Here is a 16511-nt window from a genome sequence, read left to right on the forward strand (position 1 = left end):
AACCGCTCAGCTATATTTCTGCTCCTCCCACCACGGAACGAAGTCCGGCATGTTCGCCGAAACGCGATCGGGATAAACGGGCGAGCGTTTTTCCAGGAAAGAAGCGACGCCCTCCTGCGCATCGCCGGAGCGCCCGCGCGACAGAATCGCGCGGCTATCCACCTTGTGCGCGTCCATCGGGTGCGAAAAGCCAAGCCCTCGCCACAACATCTGCCGCGTCAGGGCGATGGAGACGGGCGCCGTATTGTCGGCGATCTCGCGCGCCAGTTCGGTCGCACGCGCGATCAGCCGATCGCCGGGGATCACTTCCTTGACCAGACCACCCTTCAACGCCTCCGCCGCGTCAAAAACCCGGCCCGAATAACACCATTCTAGCGCCTGGCTGATACCCACCACGCGCGGCAGGAAAAAGCTGGACGCCGCTTCCGGCACGATGCCGCGCCGCGCGAAGACGAAGCCCATCCGCGCACTGTCACTGGCGAGGCGGATGTCCATCGGCAACGTCATCGTCGAACCGACGCCCACCGCCGGGCCGTTGATCGCCGCGATCACCGGCTTCAGGCACTCGAAGATGCGGAGCGTCAGCCGACCGCCGCCATCGCGGGCGCTGTCGCTCGAATAGCGCAGTTCGCCGTTCGGCCCGACCGGCGATTCATCGCCGCGGCTTTCATAATCGAACGTCTTGGCGCCGCCCGACAGGTCCGCCCCGGCGCAGAATGCCCGCCCCTCACCCGTCACGATCAGCGCCCGCACATCGTCGTCCGCATCGACCCGGTCGAACGCGTGGATCATCTCCTGCATCATGCGGCCGGTGAATGCGTTGAGCTTTTCCGGGCGGTTCAGCGTGATCGTCGCGATCCCGTCCTGCGCCGCATAGCGAATCTGTTCGTAATCCAAGCCGCCTCTCCTTTTTCCTGTTTGGCGGCACCATAACATTATTTATGGTGATCGGCGCAAGGGCGCGTCCATCCATGGCCAAAAGGACCGGCGGGGAAGATCACGCCCCGACGAGCAGATGCTCCTTCGCGATCTTCTCTTTCCACACCAGCGGCGCGAGCTGGTGGACGTTGTTGCCCTCCGCATCGACCGCGACGGTGACGGGAAAGTCCTTCACCTCGAATTCGTAGATCGCTTCCATGCCGAGATCCTCGAACCCGACGACCTTCGATCCCTTGATCGCGCGCGCCACCAGATAGGCCGCGCCGCCGACCGCCATCAGATAGGCGCTCTCGTGATCTCGAATTGCCTCGGTCGCCGCCGGGCCGCGCTCCGCCTTGCCGACCATCGCCAGCAACCCCTGCTCCAGCATCATGCGCGTGAACTTGTCCATCCGCGTCGCCGTGGTCGGGCCGGCCGGGCCGACCACTTCCTCGCCGACCGGATCGACCGGCCCGACATAATAAATGACGCGCCCCCTGAACTCGACGGGCAGTTGCTCGCCCTTGTCGAGCATATCCTTGATCCGCTTGTGCGCGGCATCGCGGCCAGTGAGCATCTTGCCGTTCAGCAGCAGCCGGTCGCCCTGCTTCCAGCTCTGAACCACTTCCGGCGTCAGCGTGTCGAGATCGACGCGGATCGCGGCCTTGTCCGGCGTCCAGTTCACGTCCGGCCATTCGTCCAGCTTCGGCGCCTCGAGATAGGCCGGGCCGGAGCCGTCCAGCGTGAAATGCGCGTGGCGGGTCGCGGCGCAATTCGGGATCATCGCCACCGGCTTGCCCGCCGCATGGCACGGCGCGTCCATGATCTTCACGTCGAGGATGGTCGCCAGGCCGCCCAGCCCCTGCGCGCCGATGCCCAGCGCGTTCACCTTGTCGAAAATCTCGATGCGCAACGCCTCGATATCGTTCTTCGGCCCACGCTCCTTCAGCGTCGCCATGTCGATCTGTTCCATCAGCGATTTCTTGGCCAGCAGCACGCAATGTTCCGCCGTGCCGCCGATGCCGATGCCCAGCATCCCCGGCGGGCACCAGCCGGCGCCCATCTGCGGCAGCATCTCGAGCACCCAGTCGACAATCGAATCGCTGGGGTTCATCATCTTGAACTTGGACTTGTTCTCGCTGCCGCCCCCCTTGGCCGCGACGTCGATGTGGACGAGCGAGCCCGGCACCAGTTCGACGTGCAGCACGCTGGGCGTATTGTCCTTCGTGTTGCGGCGCGTGAAGGCCGGATCGGCGAGCACCGAGGCGCGCAACTTGTTCTGCGGGTTAAGATAGGCGAGCCGCACGCCTTCATCGACGACTTCCTGCAGGCTGCGCGAGATGTCGTCCAGCCGACAGTCCATGCCCCATTTCACGAACACGTTGACGATGCCGGTATCCTGGCAGATCGGACGATGCCCCTCGGCGCACATCCGGCTGTTCGTCAGGATCTGCGCAATCGCATCCTTTGCCGCCGGGGATTGCTCCGCCTCATAGGCGGTGCCCAGCGCGCGGATATAGTCCATCGGATGATAGTAGCTGATGAACTGAAGCGCATCGGCGACGCTTTCGATGAGATCGGCGGTGCGGATCGTCGTGGTCATGGCTGATATCCTGTGATTACTGGCGGTCGATCACCGCGGCTGTCATGCGGGAAAGGCAGATGAGCTTGCCGGCATCATCCTCGATGCGGATCGTCCACACCTGGGTCGAGCGACCGAGCATTTCCGCGGTGGCGGTGGCGTGGACATGACCCGACATGGCCGGGCGCAGGTGATTGGCGTTGATCTCCAGCCCGACCGTCACCTTTTCCGGTGGCACCGCCATCGACCCGGCGACCGACGCCAGCGTTTCAGCGAGCACCACCGACGCGCCGCCATGGAGCCGGCCGAACGGCTGATGCGTGCGCGCATCGACCGGCATCCGCGCCCGCATCCAGTCCTCGCCATAATCGGTGAACTCGATCCCGACGAGGCCGGGCAGCGCCTTCGCGCCCAACTCGGTGAGTTGCGCCAGATCGATCGGGTGTGTCCAGATCGCCATCAATATGATCTCCCGATCAGCACCCGCTCGACAGCTGGCTGTCCGCTGAAGATACAGCTCGCGCCATCCGCATCCTGGCCCGTCGGCGCGTTGCGGATCGTCAGTTTCAGCGCCTTCAGACGCTCCACCACCTGATCGAGCGCAGCCCCGGTCGGGCGCGACCAGGCGACGTTCGCCCAGCCGGGCTTGCGCGCGGATTCGGCGAACATCGCCTCAACCCCGGCCCAGTCCTCGACGCGCGCGATATTATCGTGCAGCCGCGCCCTGGCTTCGGCGTGAAGCGCGGCCTGGATTTCCTCCAGCATGCCGGCCGCGTCGCGGGCGAACGCATCGCGGGGGGTGATCCGGCTGTCGAGCTTGCCATCCTCGCGATACAGCGCGTCGCGGCGCAGGACCGAGACATTCCCGCCCGCCACGTCGCGACCGCCGACCTCGATCACCAGGGGCGCACCCTTCTTCACCCAGCCCCAGCGCTTGTTCGCCGCCTTCGCGGGCTTGAGATCGAGCAGCGCGCGCACCGGCTCGCCCAGCGCCGAAAGCTTCGCCAGTTCGCCCTGCAGCGCACGACAATAATCGACAATCGCGGCATCCTCGGGCTGATCGCGCAGCATCGGCACGATCACGACCTGCCACGGCGCGATCTTCGGCGGCACGCGCAGGCCATCATCGTCGCCATGCACCATGATGATGCCGCCGATCATCCGCGTGGAGACGCCCCAGCTCGTCGTATTGGCGAATTCCAGCTCGCCCTCCGCATTCTGGAAGCGGATATTCTGCGCATGCGCGAAATTGGTGCCGAGGAAGTGCGAGGTGCCGGCCTGCAGCGCCTTGCCGTCCTGCATCATCGCTTCGATCGAATACGTCGCCACAGCGCCGGGAAACCGCTCGTTCTCCGGCTTCTCGCCCGCGATCACCGGCAGCGCCAGATCGTCCTCCGCGAAGCTGCGATAGACCTCCAGCATCTTCAGCGTTTCCTCGCGCGCCTCATCGGCGCTGGCATGGGCGGTATGCCCTTCCTGCCAGAGGAACTCGGCGGTGCGCAAAAACATGCGCGTGCGCATTTCCCAGCGCACCACGTTCGCCCACTGGTTGATGAGCACCGGCAAGTCGCGCCACGACTGCACCCAGCGTGCGAATGCGGTGCCGATCACCGTTTCGCTGGTCGGGCGCACGACCAGCGGCTCCTCCAGCTTCGCCTCCGGGTCGGGCATCAACCCGCCCTTTCCGTCCGCGATCAGTCGGTGATGCGTGACGACCGCCATCTCCTTGGCGAAGCCATCGACATGCTCGGCCTCCTTCTCGAAATAGGAAAGCGGGATGAAGAGCGGGAAATAGCAATTCTCGTGGCCGGTCGCCTTGATGCGATCGTCGAGCAGGCGCTGGATGCGTTCCCAGATCCCATATCCCCACGGCCGGATCACCATGCAGCCCCGCACGCCCGATTCCTCGGCCATGTCGGCTTCGGCGATGACGGTTTGATACCATTGCGCGAAATCGGCGTCGCGCGTGACGGAAAGGGCGTGCTTTATCATATCGCGCGCGCTTACCGCGCGAACGGTGCTTCGTCACCTGCGGACTTGCAGGCCGGGTCACCGCTTGAAGGGCGATCGCGCTTCGGCCACGATAGTGGCCATGCACCACGCCTTCATTCCCGCAGCCCTGCTGCTCATCGCCGCCGCGCCCGCCCCCAATGCGACCGACCGGCAGTTCGACCGTATCTGGCAAGACGAGTGGGCATGGCGCGAGAAGGAGGGGATCGCGGAGCGCGCGCCCGGCACGATCGATGCGCATATCGCCGACGATTCGGCCGCCGCCCACGCGCGCCGCCTGAGCCACTGGCAGGCAGTGCTCAAACAGCTCGATGCGGTCGAATCCGGGAAGCTCTCGCCCGACACGCTGACCGACTGGCAGGTCTATCGCGCGCAGATCGCCAGCCAGATCGACGACGAAACCTTCCGCGAATTCGAAAAACCGGTGAACGGCGACAGCGCCTTCTGGTCGGACCTTCCCTCCGCCGCGCGCGCCGATTTCGCCAACGGCGAGCGTGATTACCGCGCCTACCTCTCCTGGCTGGGCGATATCCCGCGCTTCTTCACTCAGGAAACGGACAATATGAAAGCCGGGCTTGCACGCGGCTTCACCCCGCCCGCGATCGTGATGCAGGGCCGCGACAAGGGCGTCGCCGACATCGCCGGCGCGACGGACCCGACCAAGGTCGCCTATTACGAACCGTTCGCCAAGCTGCCCGCGACGATCCCGCAGGCGACGCAGGCCGAACTGCGCGCCGCTGCGCGCAAAGTGATCGCCGAGCAGGTGATTCCGGCGCACCAGAAGCTGCTCGCGTTCCTGCGGACCAGCTATTTTCCCGGGCTTACCAAAGAGCTTGGCGCTGACAAATATCCGAACGGCAAGGCTTACTACCAAAGCCGCATCCGCGTTTACACCACCACGAACATGAGCCCGGAAGAGATTCACAGGTTCGGCCTGGCGGAAGTGGCGAAGATCCGCGCGGAGATGGAGAAGGCGCGGACCGATGCCGGCTTCAGGGGCGATCTGCCCGCTTTCCTGAAATTCGTGCGTGACGATCCGCAATTCCACCCGACCACCGGCGATCAGTTGCTTAAGGAAGCGGCCTGGCATGCCAAGCGCTTCGACGGCATGGCCGCGAAATGGTTTGGCCGGCTGCCGCGCCAGCGCTTCGCGATCGTCGAAGTGCCGCCGGAGGTGGCGCCATATTATACGGCGGGACGCGGCGGACCGGGCGTGTACCTCGTCAACACCTATGACCCGCAATCGCGCTCGCTGCCGCAGCTTCCCGCACTGACGCTGCATGAAAGCGCGCCGGGCCACGCCTTCCAGATGCCACTGGCGGCTGAAAACAAGGCACTCAAGCCATTCCGCCGCAACAGCTACATCTCCGCTTATGGTGAAGGCTGGGCGCTGTACACCGAGCGGCTGGGCGACGAGATGGGCTTCTATCGCACGCCATACGAGCGGTTCGGGATGCTTTCCTACCAGATGTGGCGTGCGGCGCGGCTGGTGGTCGATACCGGCATTCACACCCGGGGATGGACGCGCGAACAGGCGCAGCAATTCCTGCGCGACAATACCGCGCTGCCGGAGCGCGAGATCGTTTCCGAGGTCGATCGCTATATCGGCTGGCCGGGGCAGGCGCTGTCTTACTATCTTGGCGAGCAGGCGATCCTGAAGGCGCGGGCCAAGGCGCAACACGCGCTGGGCGCGAAATTCGATATCCGCAATTTCCACGATACGGTGCTGTCGCTCGGCTCCGTGCCATTGCCGGTGCTGGAAGCACGGATCGATCGCTTCATCGCGGAGGGCGGCCACTCCCCCTATCCGAAGGACTGAGCGCGGCCAGGTCTTCGGGCCGGTTGATATTGGCGATCGGCGGCGCGTCGATCGCGCGCGCGCCGATAATCATGCACCATCTGCGCATGGATCGATTGGGGTCGATGCGCAGATGGCGCTCCAGCGGATCGGCCAGTTCCACGGGCCAGCACCCGATGATAGGCGTCTCCGCGACAAAGCTTGCACCCGCCGACGCGGCAAGCGTCGCCAGCGTTTCCGCCGGCACGAACGGCGTGTCGCACCCGATCGTCACAATTGCCTTGTGCCCGCGCGCAACGGCAAAATGCAGCGCCCCGCAGATCCCGCCCAGCGGCCCCAGCCCGGCCGCCGGGCGATCGGGAACATCTTCCGCGCCGCTCACCACCACCTCCCCCACGAACGGCGCCAGCGTTGCCCGTGCATGATCGGTGAGCGTCATGCCATCCAGCAGCGCGCGCGCCTTGTCGCTGCCGAACCGACGCGATCCGCCCCCTGCGAGCACCACGCCGAGCAATGTCATGGCACCAGTTCCAGCAGCGCATCGGCGCGCGCGAGCACCGTTAGCCGCAAGCCACACGCCCGTGCCCGCTCGACCGCAAGGCTCGTCGGGGCAGAGATGGTGACGAGGTGCGGGCACCCCGCCAGCGCCGCCTTCTCCACAAGTTCGTACGAACAACGCGAGGTGAGCAAGGCGAACCCCCCATCCCAATCGACGTCCGCACGCAGCATGGCACCGATCAGCTTGTCGAACGCGTTGTGCCGGCCGACATCCTCGCGCACCGCGATCAAGCGTCCTGCGGCCGTGCAGCACGCGGCGGCGTGGACCGCCCCGGTCACGCGGTTGAGCGGCTGATGCGCCGACAGATCGGACAGCGCCTGAAATATCGCCTCTGTCGACGCGCGCGAATTTCCAGCCGCCTGCGGCAGGGGGCGGATCGCCTGCTCCAGATTCTCGATGCCGCAGATGCCGCAAGAGGATTCGCCAATGCGATGCCGCGCCCGCTCCGCCACCGCCGCGACGCGATCCGCCACCAGGGTGACGCGCACCAGTTCTCCCTCGCTATGCTCGACATGATCGACATCGAGTATTTGCCCGGCGTGCGTCACCAGCCGTTCGGCAAAGGCAAAGCCCGTCACGAAATCGTCGAGATCCGCAGGGGTCGCCATCATCACGGCATAGCCAATCCCGTTGAACTCGATCGCCACCGGCCGCTCCACCGCGACGGCCCGCGTTGTCGGCTCCGCTACGCCTGAGATCGCGATGCGCGCGAAATCGATACCGATGTGTTCCGCCATTGACCTCATCCTATCCATGCAAGCCCGCGAACGGAAACATTGCGTTCCCCAACCCGGCTATCGACGACGGCGCGCAGCCGACGCTATAGCGATTCGCGATGACAAAACCTCTCGACGATGCTGCGCTCGACCAGCTTTTCCGAACCGCCCGAACATACAATGGCTACACCGACGAGCCCGTATCCGAAGCCGAGCTTCACGCGATCTGGGATCTGATGAAGATGGGGCCGACCTCCGCGAACCAGCTTCCCGCCCGGCTCGTGTGGTGCGTCAGCGACGAGGCGAAGGCAAAGCTGGCCGCCGCCAGCTCGGGGACTAATGGCAAGAAGATACTGCAGGCGCCGGTCAGCGTCGTGATCGGGATGGATCTGGACTTCCACCTGCATCTGCCGGAGCTTTTCCCGCATACTGACGCAAAAGCGTGGTTCGAGGGCAATCTGCCGCTGCGCGAGGCACACGCATTCCGCAATTCATCGCTTCAGGGCGCGTATTTCATCATGGCCGCCCGTGCACTCGGCCTGGATACCGGCCCGATGTCCGGCTTCGACGCCGCGCAGGTGGACGCGGCATTCTTTGCCGACCAGCCGAACGTGCGGACCAACTTCATTTCGACGCTCGGCCATGGCGATCCCGCGACGATCTTCGATCGTCTGCCGCGCCCGGCGTTCGAAAAGTTCAACCGCATCGCCTGAACCTCGGGAATAGCGTGCGCACACTGGTAATCGACACGGCAACCGCCGCCTGCTCGGTCGCGCTGATCGAGGGCGGGCGTGTGCTCGATCGACGCCACGAAACGGTCGGGCGCGGCCATGCCGAGCGGCTGGTGCCGATGATCGCCGAACTCACCGATGGTGGCCGCGCCGGGCACATCCTGGTCGATGTCGGGCCAGGCAGCTTCACGGGAATTCGCGTGGGCATCGCCGCGGCGCGCGGCCTGGCGCTCGGCTGGGGTGCAAGCGTCGCCGGCTATAGCTCGACCGCGCTGATCGCCGCTGCCGCGATCGCTGATGGCATTGCCGCCCCGCTTGCGGTCGTGCTGGAAGGCGGGCACGGTGAGTTGTTCATGCAGGGCTATCTCGCTCCCTTGGCTGCCGATGGCGCGTTGCGGTCTTTACCGCCGATGGAGGCGCTTCACGCGCTGGCCGGTCGCCCTGCGGTCGGTAGCGGAGTGCGCTGGCTCACGCCGCTCGATGCCGGGCTGGCGGCGCACGAGGCGCTCCCCGACGCCGCCCGCGCGATACTCCTCCCCGAGGCATTGACGTCGCTGCCCGCGCGCCCGCTTTACGGACGCGCGCCGGATGCCAAGCTGCCGTCATGAGCACGTCGCTGCGCATGATCGAGCTTTCTGCCGGCGGCGCGCCCGATATCGAGGCGGTCGATACGGTTATGACAGAAGCGTTCGATCCGCGCTTCGGCGAAGCGTGGACACGCAGCCAGTGCCTCGGCATCCTGGCGATGCCCGGGGTCTGGTTGTCGCTGGCGCGCGTCGAAGGAGAAATAGCGGCCTTCGCTTTGTCGCGCGCGATCGTGGACGAAGCGGAGTTGCTGCTGATCGCGGTGCGCCCCTCCTTTCGTCGGCGCGGGATCGGTGCGGCATTGTTGCGCGGCGTGATCGCCGATGCGCGCGAACGCGGCGTCACGCGCCTGCATCTGGAGGTGCGCGCCGGCAACGAGGCCGTCCATCTTTACACCGCGCACGGTTTCGCGAAGGTGGGGGAGCGGCGCGACTATTATCGCGGACGATCCGGCAGCGCATTCGACGCGCACAGCTACGCCCTTTCGCTGTGACGCCGTTGTTTCGCGCGGCGGGTGCAGATAGGCCGGCTGGGAAACAAGAGGGAGCTAATCGTTGATCGCCATCCGGCCCGCCCGATCCGAAGACGCCGCCGCCATCGCGGCGATCTATGCGCCATATGTGCTATCGGGCACGGTTTCGTTCGAAACCGAAGCGCCCGATGCGCGCGCGATCCGCACACGGATGGCCTCATCCGGCGGTCTCTATCCCTGGCTCGTCGCGACCTCAGGAAACGGCGAGGACTCCGGGGTAGTCGCTTATGCCTATGCGACGCGCTTCCGTGATCGCCCCGCCTATCGCTACGTCGTTGAAACCTCGATCTACGTATCCGGTTCATTGTCTGGCCAAGGCGTCGGGCGGCTGCTGTACGAGGCACTGATCGATACGCTTCGCGCACAAGGCTTCACCCAGGCTATCGGGGTGCTTTCGCTGCCCAACGACGCCTCGATATCGCTTCACGAAGCGGTAGGTTTCCGCCGCGCCGGGGTGTATCGCGAGATCGGCTACAAGCAGGGCCGCTGGATCGACGTCGGTTTCTGGCAGTGCGAACTGAACGACAGCACCGTCCCGCCGGTAGAGCCGCGCCCGTTCTCCGAAACCGGCGTCGTGCGCGCGTGACGTTCGCTCAGCGCCTGCCGCGATAGGCGGGAAGCGCGAGGCGGAACCGCATCGCGGCGGCGCGCAGGGCGAAGCCGGCCAGCACCGCGATCAGCGCCGCGCCGATCATCGGCAAGCCCAGCAGCGTGAGGACAACGAACAGCGCCGCCGCCAGCGCGGCCGCCGTCACGTAAAGCTCCGGCCGCATGATGATCGACGGTTCGCCCGCCAGAACATCGCGGATCACGCCGCCGACGCACGCCGTCACCACCCCCATCAGCGCAGCAGGGAGCGGCGGCACGCCGAAACGTAGCGCCTTGGCCGCGCCATAGACCGCATAAGCCGCCAGCCCCACCGCATCGAACCAGTCGAGCGCGGCGCCACGCCACCATTTCTCCGGTGTCGCCCAGATCACCAGCGCCACCGTGAGGCAGACGGCCGGGGCGCGGCTGTCATGCACCCAGAATACCGGGGCGCCGATCAGCAGATCGCGCACCGTTCCCCCGCCGACGCCGGTAATCAGCGCGAAGAAGGCGAGCGTCACCATCGTCTGCGCGCGCCGTGCCGCCGCCAGCGCACCCGAGGCCGCGAACACCGCCAGCCCGGCAAGATCGAACCATGGTGCGAACGTGGGAAGAAGATCGGGCGTCATCAGCGCTAGCTAACGCCGGCGTGAACGCCGGTCAGCCGAAATCTCGCGATCCAGCGCAACAGCCAGCACGAGGACTGCGTCGTGACGACACCGGGCGGCGCGGCATTCGAACAGCGCCCGCAAAGCAAGCGGGAAGACCGCACCCGCCTTTATCTTCGCTAATCGGCCCTCATCGCCGGGCCTGTGGACAAGTTATTCATCCGCCAGCCCAGCCGGGGGACTCGCCATGGGTCACGCGCTGCGCTTTTCCGCGCGTTCAAGCTGCTGATCCGCCACGGGATATTCTTCCGCTCCGCCTCATCGTTCGTCTTGCACGATGCCGGCACAAAACCTGGCCAGCCCAAGATCGGGCTGCGCCGCCTGCCCTGTGCGTAACGTGGATATCGTGGATTATTCCTAACCCTGAACAGCCGGTTGCCGCAGGTTAAGACGATGCATTCCATGATCTGAACATTGTCTTTTCGTGACCATCAAACAACGGGAGTAACGATGTGCGTAAACTGATGCTGGCGGTGGGTGCCACCGCGATGGTCGTTCCGACGCTGATCGCGACGACGCATGAAGCCGAGGCGCGCGGTCGCCATGAATATCGCGAATGGCGCGGACATGACGGCCGCATGCGCTGTCGCAGGCCGGACGGCACGACCGGGCTCGTCGTAGGTGGCGTCGCCGGTGCGCTCGTCGGTCGCACGATCGACCCGCGTGGCGACCGCACGCTCGGCACGCTGGGCGGCGCTGCGCTGGGCGCACTGGCTGGTCGGGCGATAGAGCGCGGATCGGGCAGCCGCGGCTGTCGCTGATAAATTTACGCGGGCGCGGCGCTTTTTCGCGTCGCGCCCGTTGTAGCGGCGAAACAGGCACGAGGAATATGCAATGCCCACTCACAGCGGTTCCGCACGGTACGAAGGCTTCGGGAAGGACGGAGAGGGCTTCGTCTCGACCCAGTCCGGCGCGCTGGCCGACAATCCTTATGGTTTCGCCACCCGGTTCGAGGACGAGCCCGGCACGAACCCGGAAGAGCTGATCGCCGCCGCCCATGCAAGCTGCTTCACGATGGCGCTTAGCTTTGCGCTCGCCCGCGCGGGCCATACGCGCGGCACGCTCGACACCACGGCAAAGGTGACGCTCGACAAGGACGGCGACGGCTTCAAGATCAGCAAATCGGCGCTCGAGCTGCGCGCGAACGTGCCCGGCATATCATCGGACGAGTTTACGCGGATCGCCAACGAAGCGAAGGCGGGCTGCCCGGTTTCAAAGCTGATGAACGCGGAGATTTCGCTGACGCACAGCCTGGCGGAATGATGGGCGCCTGCCCATAAACTGATTTCATCTGTTACTATCTTGGCAGCCGGTCGCGCCGTGCTATGGTGATTGCATGGCCGACGCGACCCTCCAGAGCCCTCCCCCCGGTGCCGCCGACGATTGGACGGTGCCGCAGAACTGGGCGCATTACACGCCCGAGGACCATGCGACCTGGGACATATTGTTCGCGCGGCAGGCGAAGCTGTTGCCGGGGCGCGCATCCACCGCATATCTGCGTGGGCTGGACATACTCAGGCTGTCCCGCCCCGGCATCCCGGATTTTGAGGAACTGTCCGAGCGGCTGATGAAGCTGACCGGGTGGCAGGTCGTGGCGGTGCCGGGGCTGGTGCCGGATGATGTGTTCTTCGATCATATGGCCAATCGCCGGTTCGTCGCGGGTAATTTCATCCGTCGGCCGGATCAGCTTGACTATCTTCAGGAGCCGGACGTTTTTCATGACGTGTTCGGCCATGTGCCGATGCTCGCCGATCCGGTGTTTGCCGATTACCTGGTCGCTTACGGCAAGGGCGGCCAGCGCGCGCTCGGGCTGCATTCGCTGCAATATCTCGCGCGCCTCTATTGGTATACGGTCGAGTTCGGGCTGATCGCGGAGCCGGAGGGGCTGCGTATCTATGGCGCGGGGATCGTCTCAAGCTCCGCCGAAAGCAGGTTCGCGCTCGATGATCCCTCCCCAAACCGGATCGCCTTCGATCTCACCCGCGTGATGCGCACCGACTATCGGATCGACGATTTTCAGCAGAACTACTTCGTCATTCCGAGTTTCGACGAGCTGCTGAAGGTGACGGTCGAAACCGATTTCGCGCCGCTCTACGAAGCGATCAGGGGGCAGCCGGACATTCCTGTCGCGACGCTCGTGCCGCAGGACGAGGTGCTCACCCGCGGCACCCAGGCCTATGCGCAGGGCAAGGCCCGTCATTGACAATGAGGTAAACGACGACAGACTGGCGCCATGCGGAGCGACGCGGATCTGATGCAGCGCAGCCTTGCCGCCGCCGCATCGCATGAACCGGCGATGCGCGCGGCGCTGTTCGAACGTTTCTTCGCGCGTTATCCCGATCGGCGCCAAATCTTCCTGCACGTCGAGGCGACATCCGTGCGGATGACCAGCGAAACACTGGCGTGGATGCTTGGCCTGGCCCAGGGCGAAGGCTGGGTCTGGGGGCAAATCGCGGAGCTTGTTTTCCAGCACCGCAACTACGGGCATCTGCCGGCGCAGGAATATGCCGATTTCGTCACCATGACGATCGACGCGCTTGGCGATGCCGCCCGCCCGGAATGGAGCGAGGCGACGGCAACTGCATGGCGTCGCCACGCCGCATCGCTCAACGCACTGATCGAGAAGGCGATCGGCGAATGGACCGAATCCCCTCTCTCCTACCCCTAGCCGAAGCGGCCGTCGGTCTTCCACGCCTCGCGATCACCGCTCGTAGCGGCGGCGCGCCGCTCGGTCGGTGCGCGAAGCCGGAGGATCGTCCAGTCGCCACGCACATCGCTCGCTGCCAAAGTGCAGCCCTGCGCTTCATAAGCGCGGACAACCATGTCCGCCTGTTCGTTCAGCAGCCCCGCGAGCACGATCGTGGCGCGCGGGCCCGCCACAGCCGCGACTTCCGGCGCCATCGCCACGAGCGGCCCGGCAAGGATATTGGCGATCAGCAGGTCATAAGGCGCGCGCGCCTCGATTTCCGCCGCTCGTGCGCCATCCGCGACCACAAGATCAATCGCCGGCACCGTATTCACCGCCATGTTCCCGGCGGTCACCTCGATCGCGATGGGATCGATATCGGTCGCCATCACCCGCGCCTGCGGCCACAGATCCCGCGCGGCGAAGGCGAGGAGGCCGGTGCCGGTGCCGAAATCGACCACATTGGCAAAGCGCTCGCCCGCCAGCTCGCTCAGCATCGCCAGGCAACCCGCCGTGGTGTTGTGATGCCCGGTCCCGAAAGCCTGCCCCGCATCGATCAGGAAGGCGCGCTGCCCCGCCGCAATCGCAACCGGATGCGCCGAGGTATGAACGACGAACCGCCCCTCACGGATCGGTTCCAGCCCGGACTGGCTCATCGCCACCCAATCCTGTTCGCCCAGCGCCTCCACCGCCGGTGTAGTGCCCGCCGCACTCGGCACCAGTGATGCCAGCGCCGCAAGGACGGCAGCATCGGGTTCACGCTCCAGATAGGCGTCGAGCCGCCAGCGCTCAACGTCATCCTCCACCTCTTCGGTGGTCATCAGCACCGCATCGATCGCCAGATCGGCGGCGGCGTCGATCGCCTCGGCCTCCGCACGGGTGCAGGGCAGCGTCACCTTCCAGCTTTCAGCGGACATAGCTTGCTCCGTTCACGTCGAGCACCGCACCGGTCATCGATGCCGGTGCCTCCAGCGCCAGCCAGCGCGCCATTTCGGCCACTTCCTCAGGCATCGCCACCCGGCCGAGCGGAATATCGGCGAGCAGCTTTTCACCACCCCGGCTGGCGAGATATTCGTCGGCCATGCCAGTCATCGTGAAGCCGGGGCAGATCGCGAAGGCGAGGATACCCTCCGCCGCATAGCCGCGCGCGATCGTCTTGGTCATGGCGACCATCCCCGCCTTGGCGGCGGCATAATGCCAGTGCGCAGGGCTGTCACCGCGATGCGCCGCGCGGCTGGCGATGTTGACGATGCGCCCGCCCGTGCCGCGCGCCTGCCAGTGGCGCACCGCGCGCCTTGAAAGCTCGGCGGCCGCGGTCAGGTTGATGCGCATCGTGCGTTCCCACGCCGCGCTCCACTCGATATCCTCGCGATCGATCGGGTTCGCCTCGAACACGCCGGCATTGTTGATAAGCACGTCTATCGCGCCAAGCTTGGCGAGCGCCGCGTCCCACAATTGCCCGGGTGCGGCGGGATCGGCGAAGTCAGCCGGAATGCCGCTTGACGTGCCCTGCCCCGCGATGCGGACATCCGGCCTGTCAAGCGCATCGATTATCGCGGCGCCGATGCCGCGCGAGGTGCCGGTAGCGAGAATATGGATCATGCCGCCGGCCATAGCGACGGCCGGCGGATCAGGCCACGGCCGAGATCAGGATCGTCAGATGGCCACCTTCCGCGCGAAATCGCCCGCGCTGGCCTTCAGCACGGCGAGCCGACTGGAAAGCGAATCGAATCCGGCGCCGAATGCGTCAATCTCGCCGGCCACCGCCTCGGTATCCTCGCGAATCGCAGCGATCGTGTTCGACATCGAATCGGCCGCGAGCGCGGTTTCATCGACTGCGGCGGTGATCGCGGTCACCGTTTGCGCCTGCACCTCCATCGCGCCGCGAATGCGGCTGGCCGAATCCTCCACCTCGGCGACGGTCGCCTTGATGCTGGCATTCGTTTCCACCGTGCTGCGCGTGGCGGACTGGATCGCGGCGATTTTCGCGGCGATGTCGTCGGTGGCGCGCGCCGTCTGATTGGCGAGGCTCTTCACCTCCTGCGCCACCACCGCGAAGCCACGCCCCGCATCGCCGGCGCGCGCCGCCTCGATCGTGGCGTTGAGCGCAAGCAGATTGGTCTGCCCCGCAATATCTCGAATAAGGCCGAGGATCGATTCGATCGACTGTGCATGATCGGACAGCATCTGCGACACGCCAACGGCGGCCCCCGCCTGCGCGCTGGCGCGATTGGCAACCTCGGCGGCGACTTCCACCTCGCCGCGCGCATCCTCGATCGCACGGATCAGGCCGGCGGCAGTCAGCGCCGCTTCGCGCATCGCGACGGCCGACTGCTCGGCGGCAGCCGCCACCTCGCTCGCCTTGCCCAATACGCCCCGCGTCGAAGAGGACGCACCCGACGCGAGCAGGCGTAGCGCCCCGCCCTCGGACGTGGCGCTTTCGACGGTGGCCGTAATGCCTTCGTGGAACTCGCTTGCCAGCCGGTCCCGCAACACCTTTTCACTGAATTCCAGATAAGCGGAGTAGATCGCGACGGTGATCTCACCTTCCAGCGCCGATAGCCGCATCAGCGTATCCACCATGCTGACGAGTCGGGGATCGCTGTGCTCCAGCCGCCGCATCAGCACATCGAGCGCCGCACGATCGCTGGCGCTTATCATCGAGAGCAGCGCCGTCTTGGATACGTCCGCCGCATAGGCCGCCGCGACCGAGCGTTCTATCGACTCGATCCACGACCGCCCCGCCGTGTCCAGAAAGCGGCTCCGCAGAAATGCACAGCCGACATCGATCATCTTCTCGGTTTCGTCCGGCGCCCAGGAGCGCTGATCGGCGAAGCATCGCACCCATTGGTGCCAATAGGCCGCGGAAATCTGCCGGATTTCAGGCTCGATCGCCGTCCAGACATCGCGGCTGGTGCTGAGCAACGTGCCGTCGACATCGAAAACCTTGAGGCGACCGGCGATATCCACCGTCGCGGCGATCGATCCGGCTGCGGGCAGTTCCGTAAGCAAAGGTAACGCTCCATCCAATAGGCAGGGCGGAGGGTTAATGGCCATTGGTTAACCGCTGGTTAGGCCGGTGACGAAACAGTAACGATTGGCCCTTCCCCGCTTGCATCCCCGCGCTCGCCGTCTCAT

19 protein-coding genes are annotated in these 16511 nt (G+C 65.6%); 9 read left to right on the top strand and 10 right to left on the bottom strand.

Features of this window, described 5'->3' with window-relative positions:
- Nucleotides 1–6 precede the first annotated feature (6 nt).
- The 4 genes from FFS35_RS13710 to proS all read right to left on the bottom strand — a co-directional run bounded on the left by FFS35_RS13710 (nucleotide 7) and on the right by proS (nucleotide 4492).
- The gene (locus FFS35_RS13710; protein ID WP_249341640.1) at nucleotides 7–897 is read right to left on the bottom strand and encodes a crotonase/enoyl-CoA hydratase family protein; all 891 of its coding nucleotides are present in this window, start codon (nucleotides 895–897) and stop codon (nucleotides 7–9) included.
- A gap of 100 nt (nucleotides 898–997) precedes the next feature.
- Nucleotides 998–2521: a fumarate hydratase gene (locus tag FFS35_RS13715; RefSeq protein WP_137787651.1), complete on the bottom strand. Its 1524-nt coding sequence runs from the start codon at nucleotides 2519–2521 to the stop codon at nucleotides 998–1000.
- Nucleotides 2522–2537: 16 nt separating this feature from the next.
- The gene (locus FFS35_RS13720) at nucleotides 2538–2960 is read right to left on the bottom strand and encodes a hotdog fold thioesterase (protein ID WP_137787652.1); all 423 of its coding nucleotides are present in this window, start codon (nucleotides 2958–2960) and stop codon (nucleotides 2538–2540) included.
- Nucleotides 2960–4492, bottom strand: coding sequence for a proline--tRNA ligase (proS, locus tag FFS35_RS13725; protein ID WP_137787653.1), 1533 nt, complete (start codon nucleotides 4490–4492; stop codon nucleotides 2960–2962). Before proS ends, FFS35_RS13720 begins: the two co-directional genes overlap by 1 nt.
- 100 nt (nucleotides 4493–4592) lie before the next feature.
- Here proS and FFS35_RS13730 point away from each other — a divergent pair, with 100 nt between their 5' ends.
- Nucleotides 4593–6329, top strand: a complete 1737-nt coding sequence (locus FFS35_RS13730) for a DUF885 family protein (RefSeq protein ID WP_137787654.1) — start codon at nucleotides 4593–4595, stop codon at nucleotides 6327–6329.
- Here FFS35_RS13730 and FFS35_RS13735 read toward each other — a convergent pair.
- Together FFS35_RS13735 and fdhD are read right to left on the bottom strand one after the other, a co-directional pair.
- On the bottom strand, nucleotides 6289–6828 hold the full coding sequence (locus tag FFS35_RS13735; protein WP_137787655.1) for a molybdenum cofactor guanylyltransferase: 540 nt from the start codon (nucleotides 6826–6828) through the stop codon (nucleotides 6289–6291). The genes FFS35_RS13730 and FFS35_RS13735 overlap by 41 nt on opposite strands.
- On the bottom strand, nucleotides 6825–7604 hold the full coding sequence (fdhD, locus tag FFS35_RS13740) for a formate dehydrogenase accessory sulfurtransferase FdhD (protein ID WP_137787656.1): 780 nt from the start codon (nucleotides 7602–7604) through the stop codon (nucleotides 6825–6827). The genes FFS35_RS13735 and fdhD overlap by 4 nt, the downstream gene beginning before the upstream one ends.
- A gap of 98 nt (nucleotides 7605–7702) precedes the next feature.
- Between fdhD and FFS35_RS13745 the strand changes: the two genes are divergently transcribed.
- The 4 genes from FFS35_RS13745 to FFS35_RS13760 all read left to right on the top strand — a co-directional run bounded on the left by FFS35_RS13745 (nucleotide 7703) and on the right by FFS35_RS13760 (nucleotide 10017).
- Nucleotides 7703–8296 (top strand): malonic semialdehyde reductase, encoded by a 594-nt coding sequence (locus FFS35_RS13745; protein ID WP_137787657.1) that lies wholly within the window; start codon nucleotides 7703–7705, stop codon nucleotides 8294–8296.
- A gap of 14 nt (nucleotides 8297–8310) precedes the next feature.
- Entirely contained in the window at nucleotides 8311–8922 is a 612-nt protein-coding gene (gene tsaB / locus FFS35_RS13750) for a tRNA (adenosine(37)-N6)-threonylcarbamoyltransferase complex dimerization subunit type 1 TsaB (RefSeq protein WP_137787658.1), read from the top strand.
- Nucleotides 8919–9392, top strand: coding sequence for a ribosomal protein S18-alanine N-acetyltransferase (gene rimI / locus FFS35_RS13755; RefSeq protein WP_137787659.1), 474 nt, complete (start codon nucleotides 8919–8921; stop codon nucleotides 9390–9392). Before tsaB ends, rimI begins: the two co-directional genes overlap by 4 nt.
- 61 nt (nucleotides 9393–9453) lie before the next feature.
- Nucleotides 9454–10017 (top strand): GNAT family N-acetyltransferase, encoded by a 564-nt coding sequence (locus FFS35_RS13760; protein ID WP_137787660.1) that lies wholly within the window; start codon nucleotides 9454–9456, stop codon nucleotides 10015–10017.
- Between the two features lie 7 nt (nucleotides 10018–10024).
- Here the strand turns inward: FFS35_RS13760 and FFS35_RS13765 are convergent, their stop codons facing one another.
- Nucleotides 10025–10648, bottom strand: coding sequence for a trimeric intracellular cation channel family protein (locus FFS35_RS13765; RefSeq protein ID WP_137787661.1), 624 nt, complete (start codon nucleotides 10646–10648; stop codon nucleotides 10025–10027).
- A 491-nt stretch (nucleotides 10649–11139) separates the two neighbouring features.
- Between FFS35_RS13765 and FFS35_RS13770 the strand changes: the two genes are divergently transcribed.
- The 4 genes from FFS35_RS13770 to FFS35_RS13785 all read left to right on the top strand — a co-directional run bounded on the left by FFS35_RS13770 (nucleotide 11140) and on the right by FFS35_RS13785 (nucleotide 13355).
- Complete coding sequence (locus FFS35_RS13770; protein ID WP_249341642.1) at nucleotides 11140–11448, top strand: glycine zipper 2TM domain-containing protein; 309 nt, start codon at nucleotides 11140–11142, stop codon at nucleotides 11446–11448.
- A 73-nt stretch (nucleotides 11449–11521) separates the two neighbouring features.
- Entirely contained in the window at nucleotides 11522–11950 is a 429-nt protein-coding gene (locus FFS35_RS13775; RefSeq protein WP_137787662.1) for an OsmC family protein, read from the top strand.
- A 73-nt stretch (nucleotides 11951–12023) separates the two neighbouring features.
- Complete coding sequence (gene phhA, locus FFS35_RS13780) at nucleotides 12024–12890, top strand: phenylalanine 4-monooxygenase (protein WP_137787663.1); 867 nt, start codon at nucleotides 12024–12026, stop codon at nucleotides 12888–12890.
- A gap of 30 nt (nucleotides 12891–12920) precedes the next feature.
- A complete protein-coding gene (locus FFS35_RS13785) occupies nucleotides 12921–13355 on the top strand; it encodes a globin (protein WP_137787664.1) in 435 nt (144 codons plus the stop codon).
- Here the strand turns inward: FFS35_RS13785 and FFS35_RS13790 are convergent.
- From FFS35_RS13790 to FFS35_RS13800, 3 genes are read right to left on the bottom strand one after another with little or no spacing between them, the layout of a single operon-like run.
- On the bottom strand, nucleotides 13352–14290 hold the full coding sequence (locus FFS35_RS13790) for a 50S ribosomal protein L11 methyltransferase (RefSeq protein ID WP_137787665.1): 939 nt from the start codon (nucleotides 14288–14290) through the stop codon (nucleotides 13352–13354). The genes FFS35_RS13785 and FFS35_RS13790 overlap by 4 nt on opposite strands.
- A complete protein-coding gene (locus tag FFS35_RS13795) occupies nucleotides 14280–14975 on the bottom strand; it encodes an SDR family oxidoreductase (protein ID WP_137787666.1) in 696 nt (231 codons plus the stop codon). Before FFS35_RS13795 ends, FFS35_RS13790 begins: the two co-directional genes overlap by 11 nt.
- A 54-nt stretch (nucleotides 14976–15029) precedes the next feature.
- Complete coding sequence (locus tag FFS35_RS13800) at nucleotides 15030–16385, bottom strand: methyl-accepting chemotaxis protein (protein WP_249341644.1); 1356 nt, start codon at nucleotides 16383–16385, stop codon at nucleotides 15030–15032.
- Nucleotides 16386–16511 lie beyond the last annotated feature (126 nt).

This window comes from Sphingomonas sp. 3P27F8 (assembly GCF_005502745.1).
Taxonomy (GTDB): domain Bacteria; phylum Pseudomonadota; class Alphaproteobacteria; order Sphingomonadales; family Sphingomonadaceae; genus Sphingomonas.

What these genes read in the sequence shown, in the direction of transcription:
- FFS35_RS13715 (WP_137787651.1), bottom strand. Translation starts at nt 2,521, where the DNA reads ATGACCACGACGATCCGCACCGCCGATCTCATCGAAAGCGTCGCCGAT.
- FFS35_RS13720 (WP_137787652.1), bottom strand. Translation starts at nt 2,960, where the DNA reads ATGGCGATCTGGACACACCCGATCGATCTGGCGCAACTCACCGAGTTG.
- proS (WP_137787653.1), bottom strand. Translation starts at nt 4,492, where the DNA reads ATGATAAAGCACGCCCTTTCCGTCACGCGCGACGCCGATTTCGCGCAA.
- FFS35_RS13730 (WP_137787654.1), top strand. Translation starts at nt 4,593, where the DNA reads ATGCACCACGCCTTCATTCCCGCAGCCCTGCTGCTCATCGCCGCCGCG.
- FFS35_RS13735 (WP_137787655.1), bottom strand. Translation starts at nt 6,828, where the DNA reads ATGACATTGCTCGGCGTGGTGCTCGCAGGGGGCGGATCGCGTCGGTTC.
- fdhD (WP_137787656.1), bottom strand. Translation starts at nt 7,604, where the DNA reads ATGGCGGAACACATCGGTATCGATTTCGCGCGCATCGCGATCTCAGGC.
- FFS35_RS13745 (WP_137787657.1), top strand. Translation starts at nt 7,703, where the DNA reads ATGACAAAACCTCTCGACGATGCTGCGCTCGACCAGCTTTTCCGAACC.
- rimI (WP_137787659.1), top strand. Translation starts at nt 8,919, where the DNA reads ATGAGCACGTCGCTGCGCATGATCGAGCTTTCTGCCGGCGGCGCGCCC.
- FFS35_RS13765 (WP_137787661.1), bottom strand. Translation starts at nt 10,648, where the DNA reads ATGACGCCCGATCTTCTTCCCACGTTCGCACCATGGTTCGATCTTGCC.
- FFS35_RS13775 (WP_137787662.1), top strand. Translation starts at nt 11,522, where the DNA reads ATGCCCACTCACAGCGGTTCCGCACGGTACGAAGGCTTCGGGAAGGAC.
- phhA (WP_137787663.1), top strand. Translation starts at nt 12,024, where the DNA reads ATGGCCGACGCGACCCTCCAGAGCCCTCCCCCCGGTGCCGCCGACGAT.
- FFS35_RS13785 (WP_137787664.1), top strand. Translation starts at nt 12,921, where the DNA reads ATGCGGAGCGACGCGGATCTGATGCAGCGCAGCCTTGCCGCCGCCGCA.
- FFS35_RS13790 (WP_137787665.1), bottom strand. Translation starts at nt 14,290, where the DNA reads ATGTCCGCTGAAAGCTGGAAGGTGACGCTGCCCTGCACCCGTGCGGAG.
- FFS35_RS13795 (WP_137787666.1), bottom strand. Translation starts at nt 14,975, where the DNA reads ATGATCCATATTCTCGCTACCGGCACCTCGCGCGGCATCGGCGCCGCG.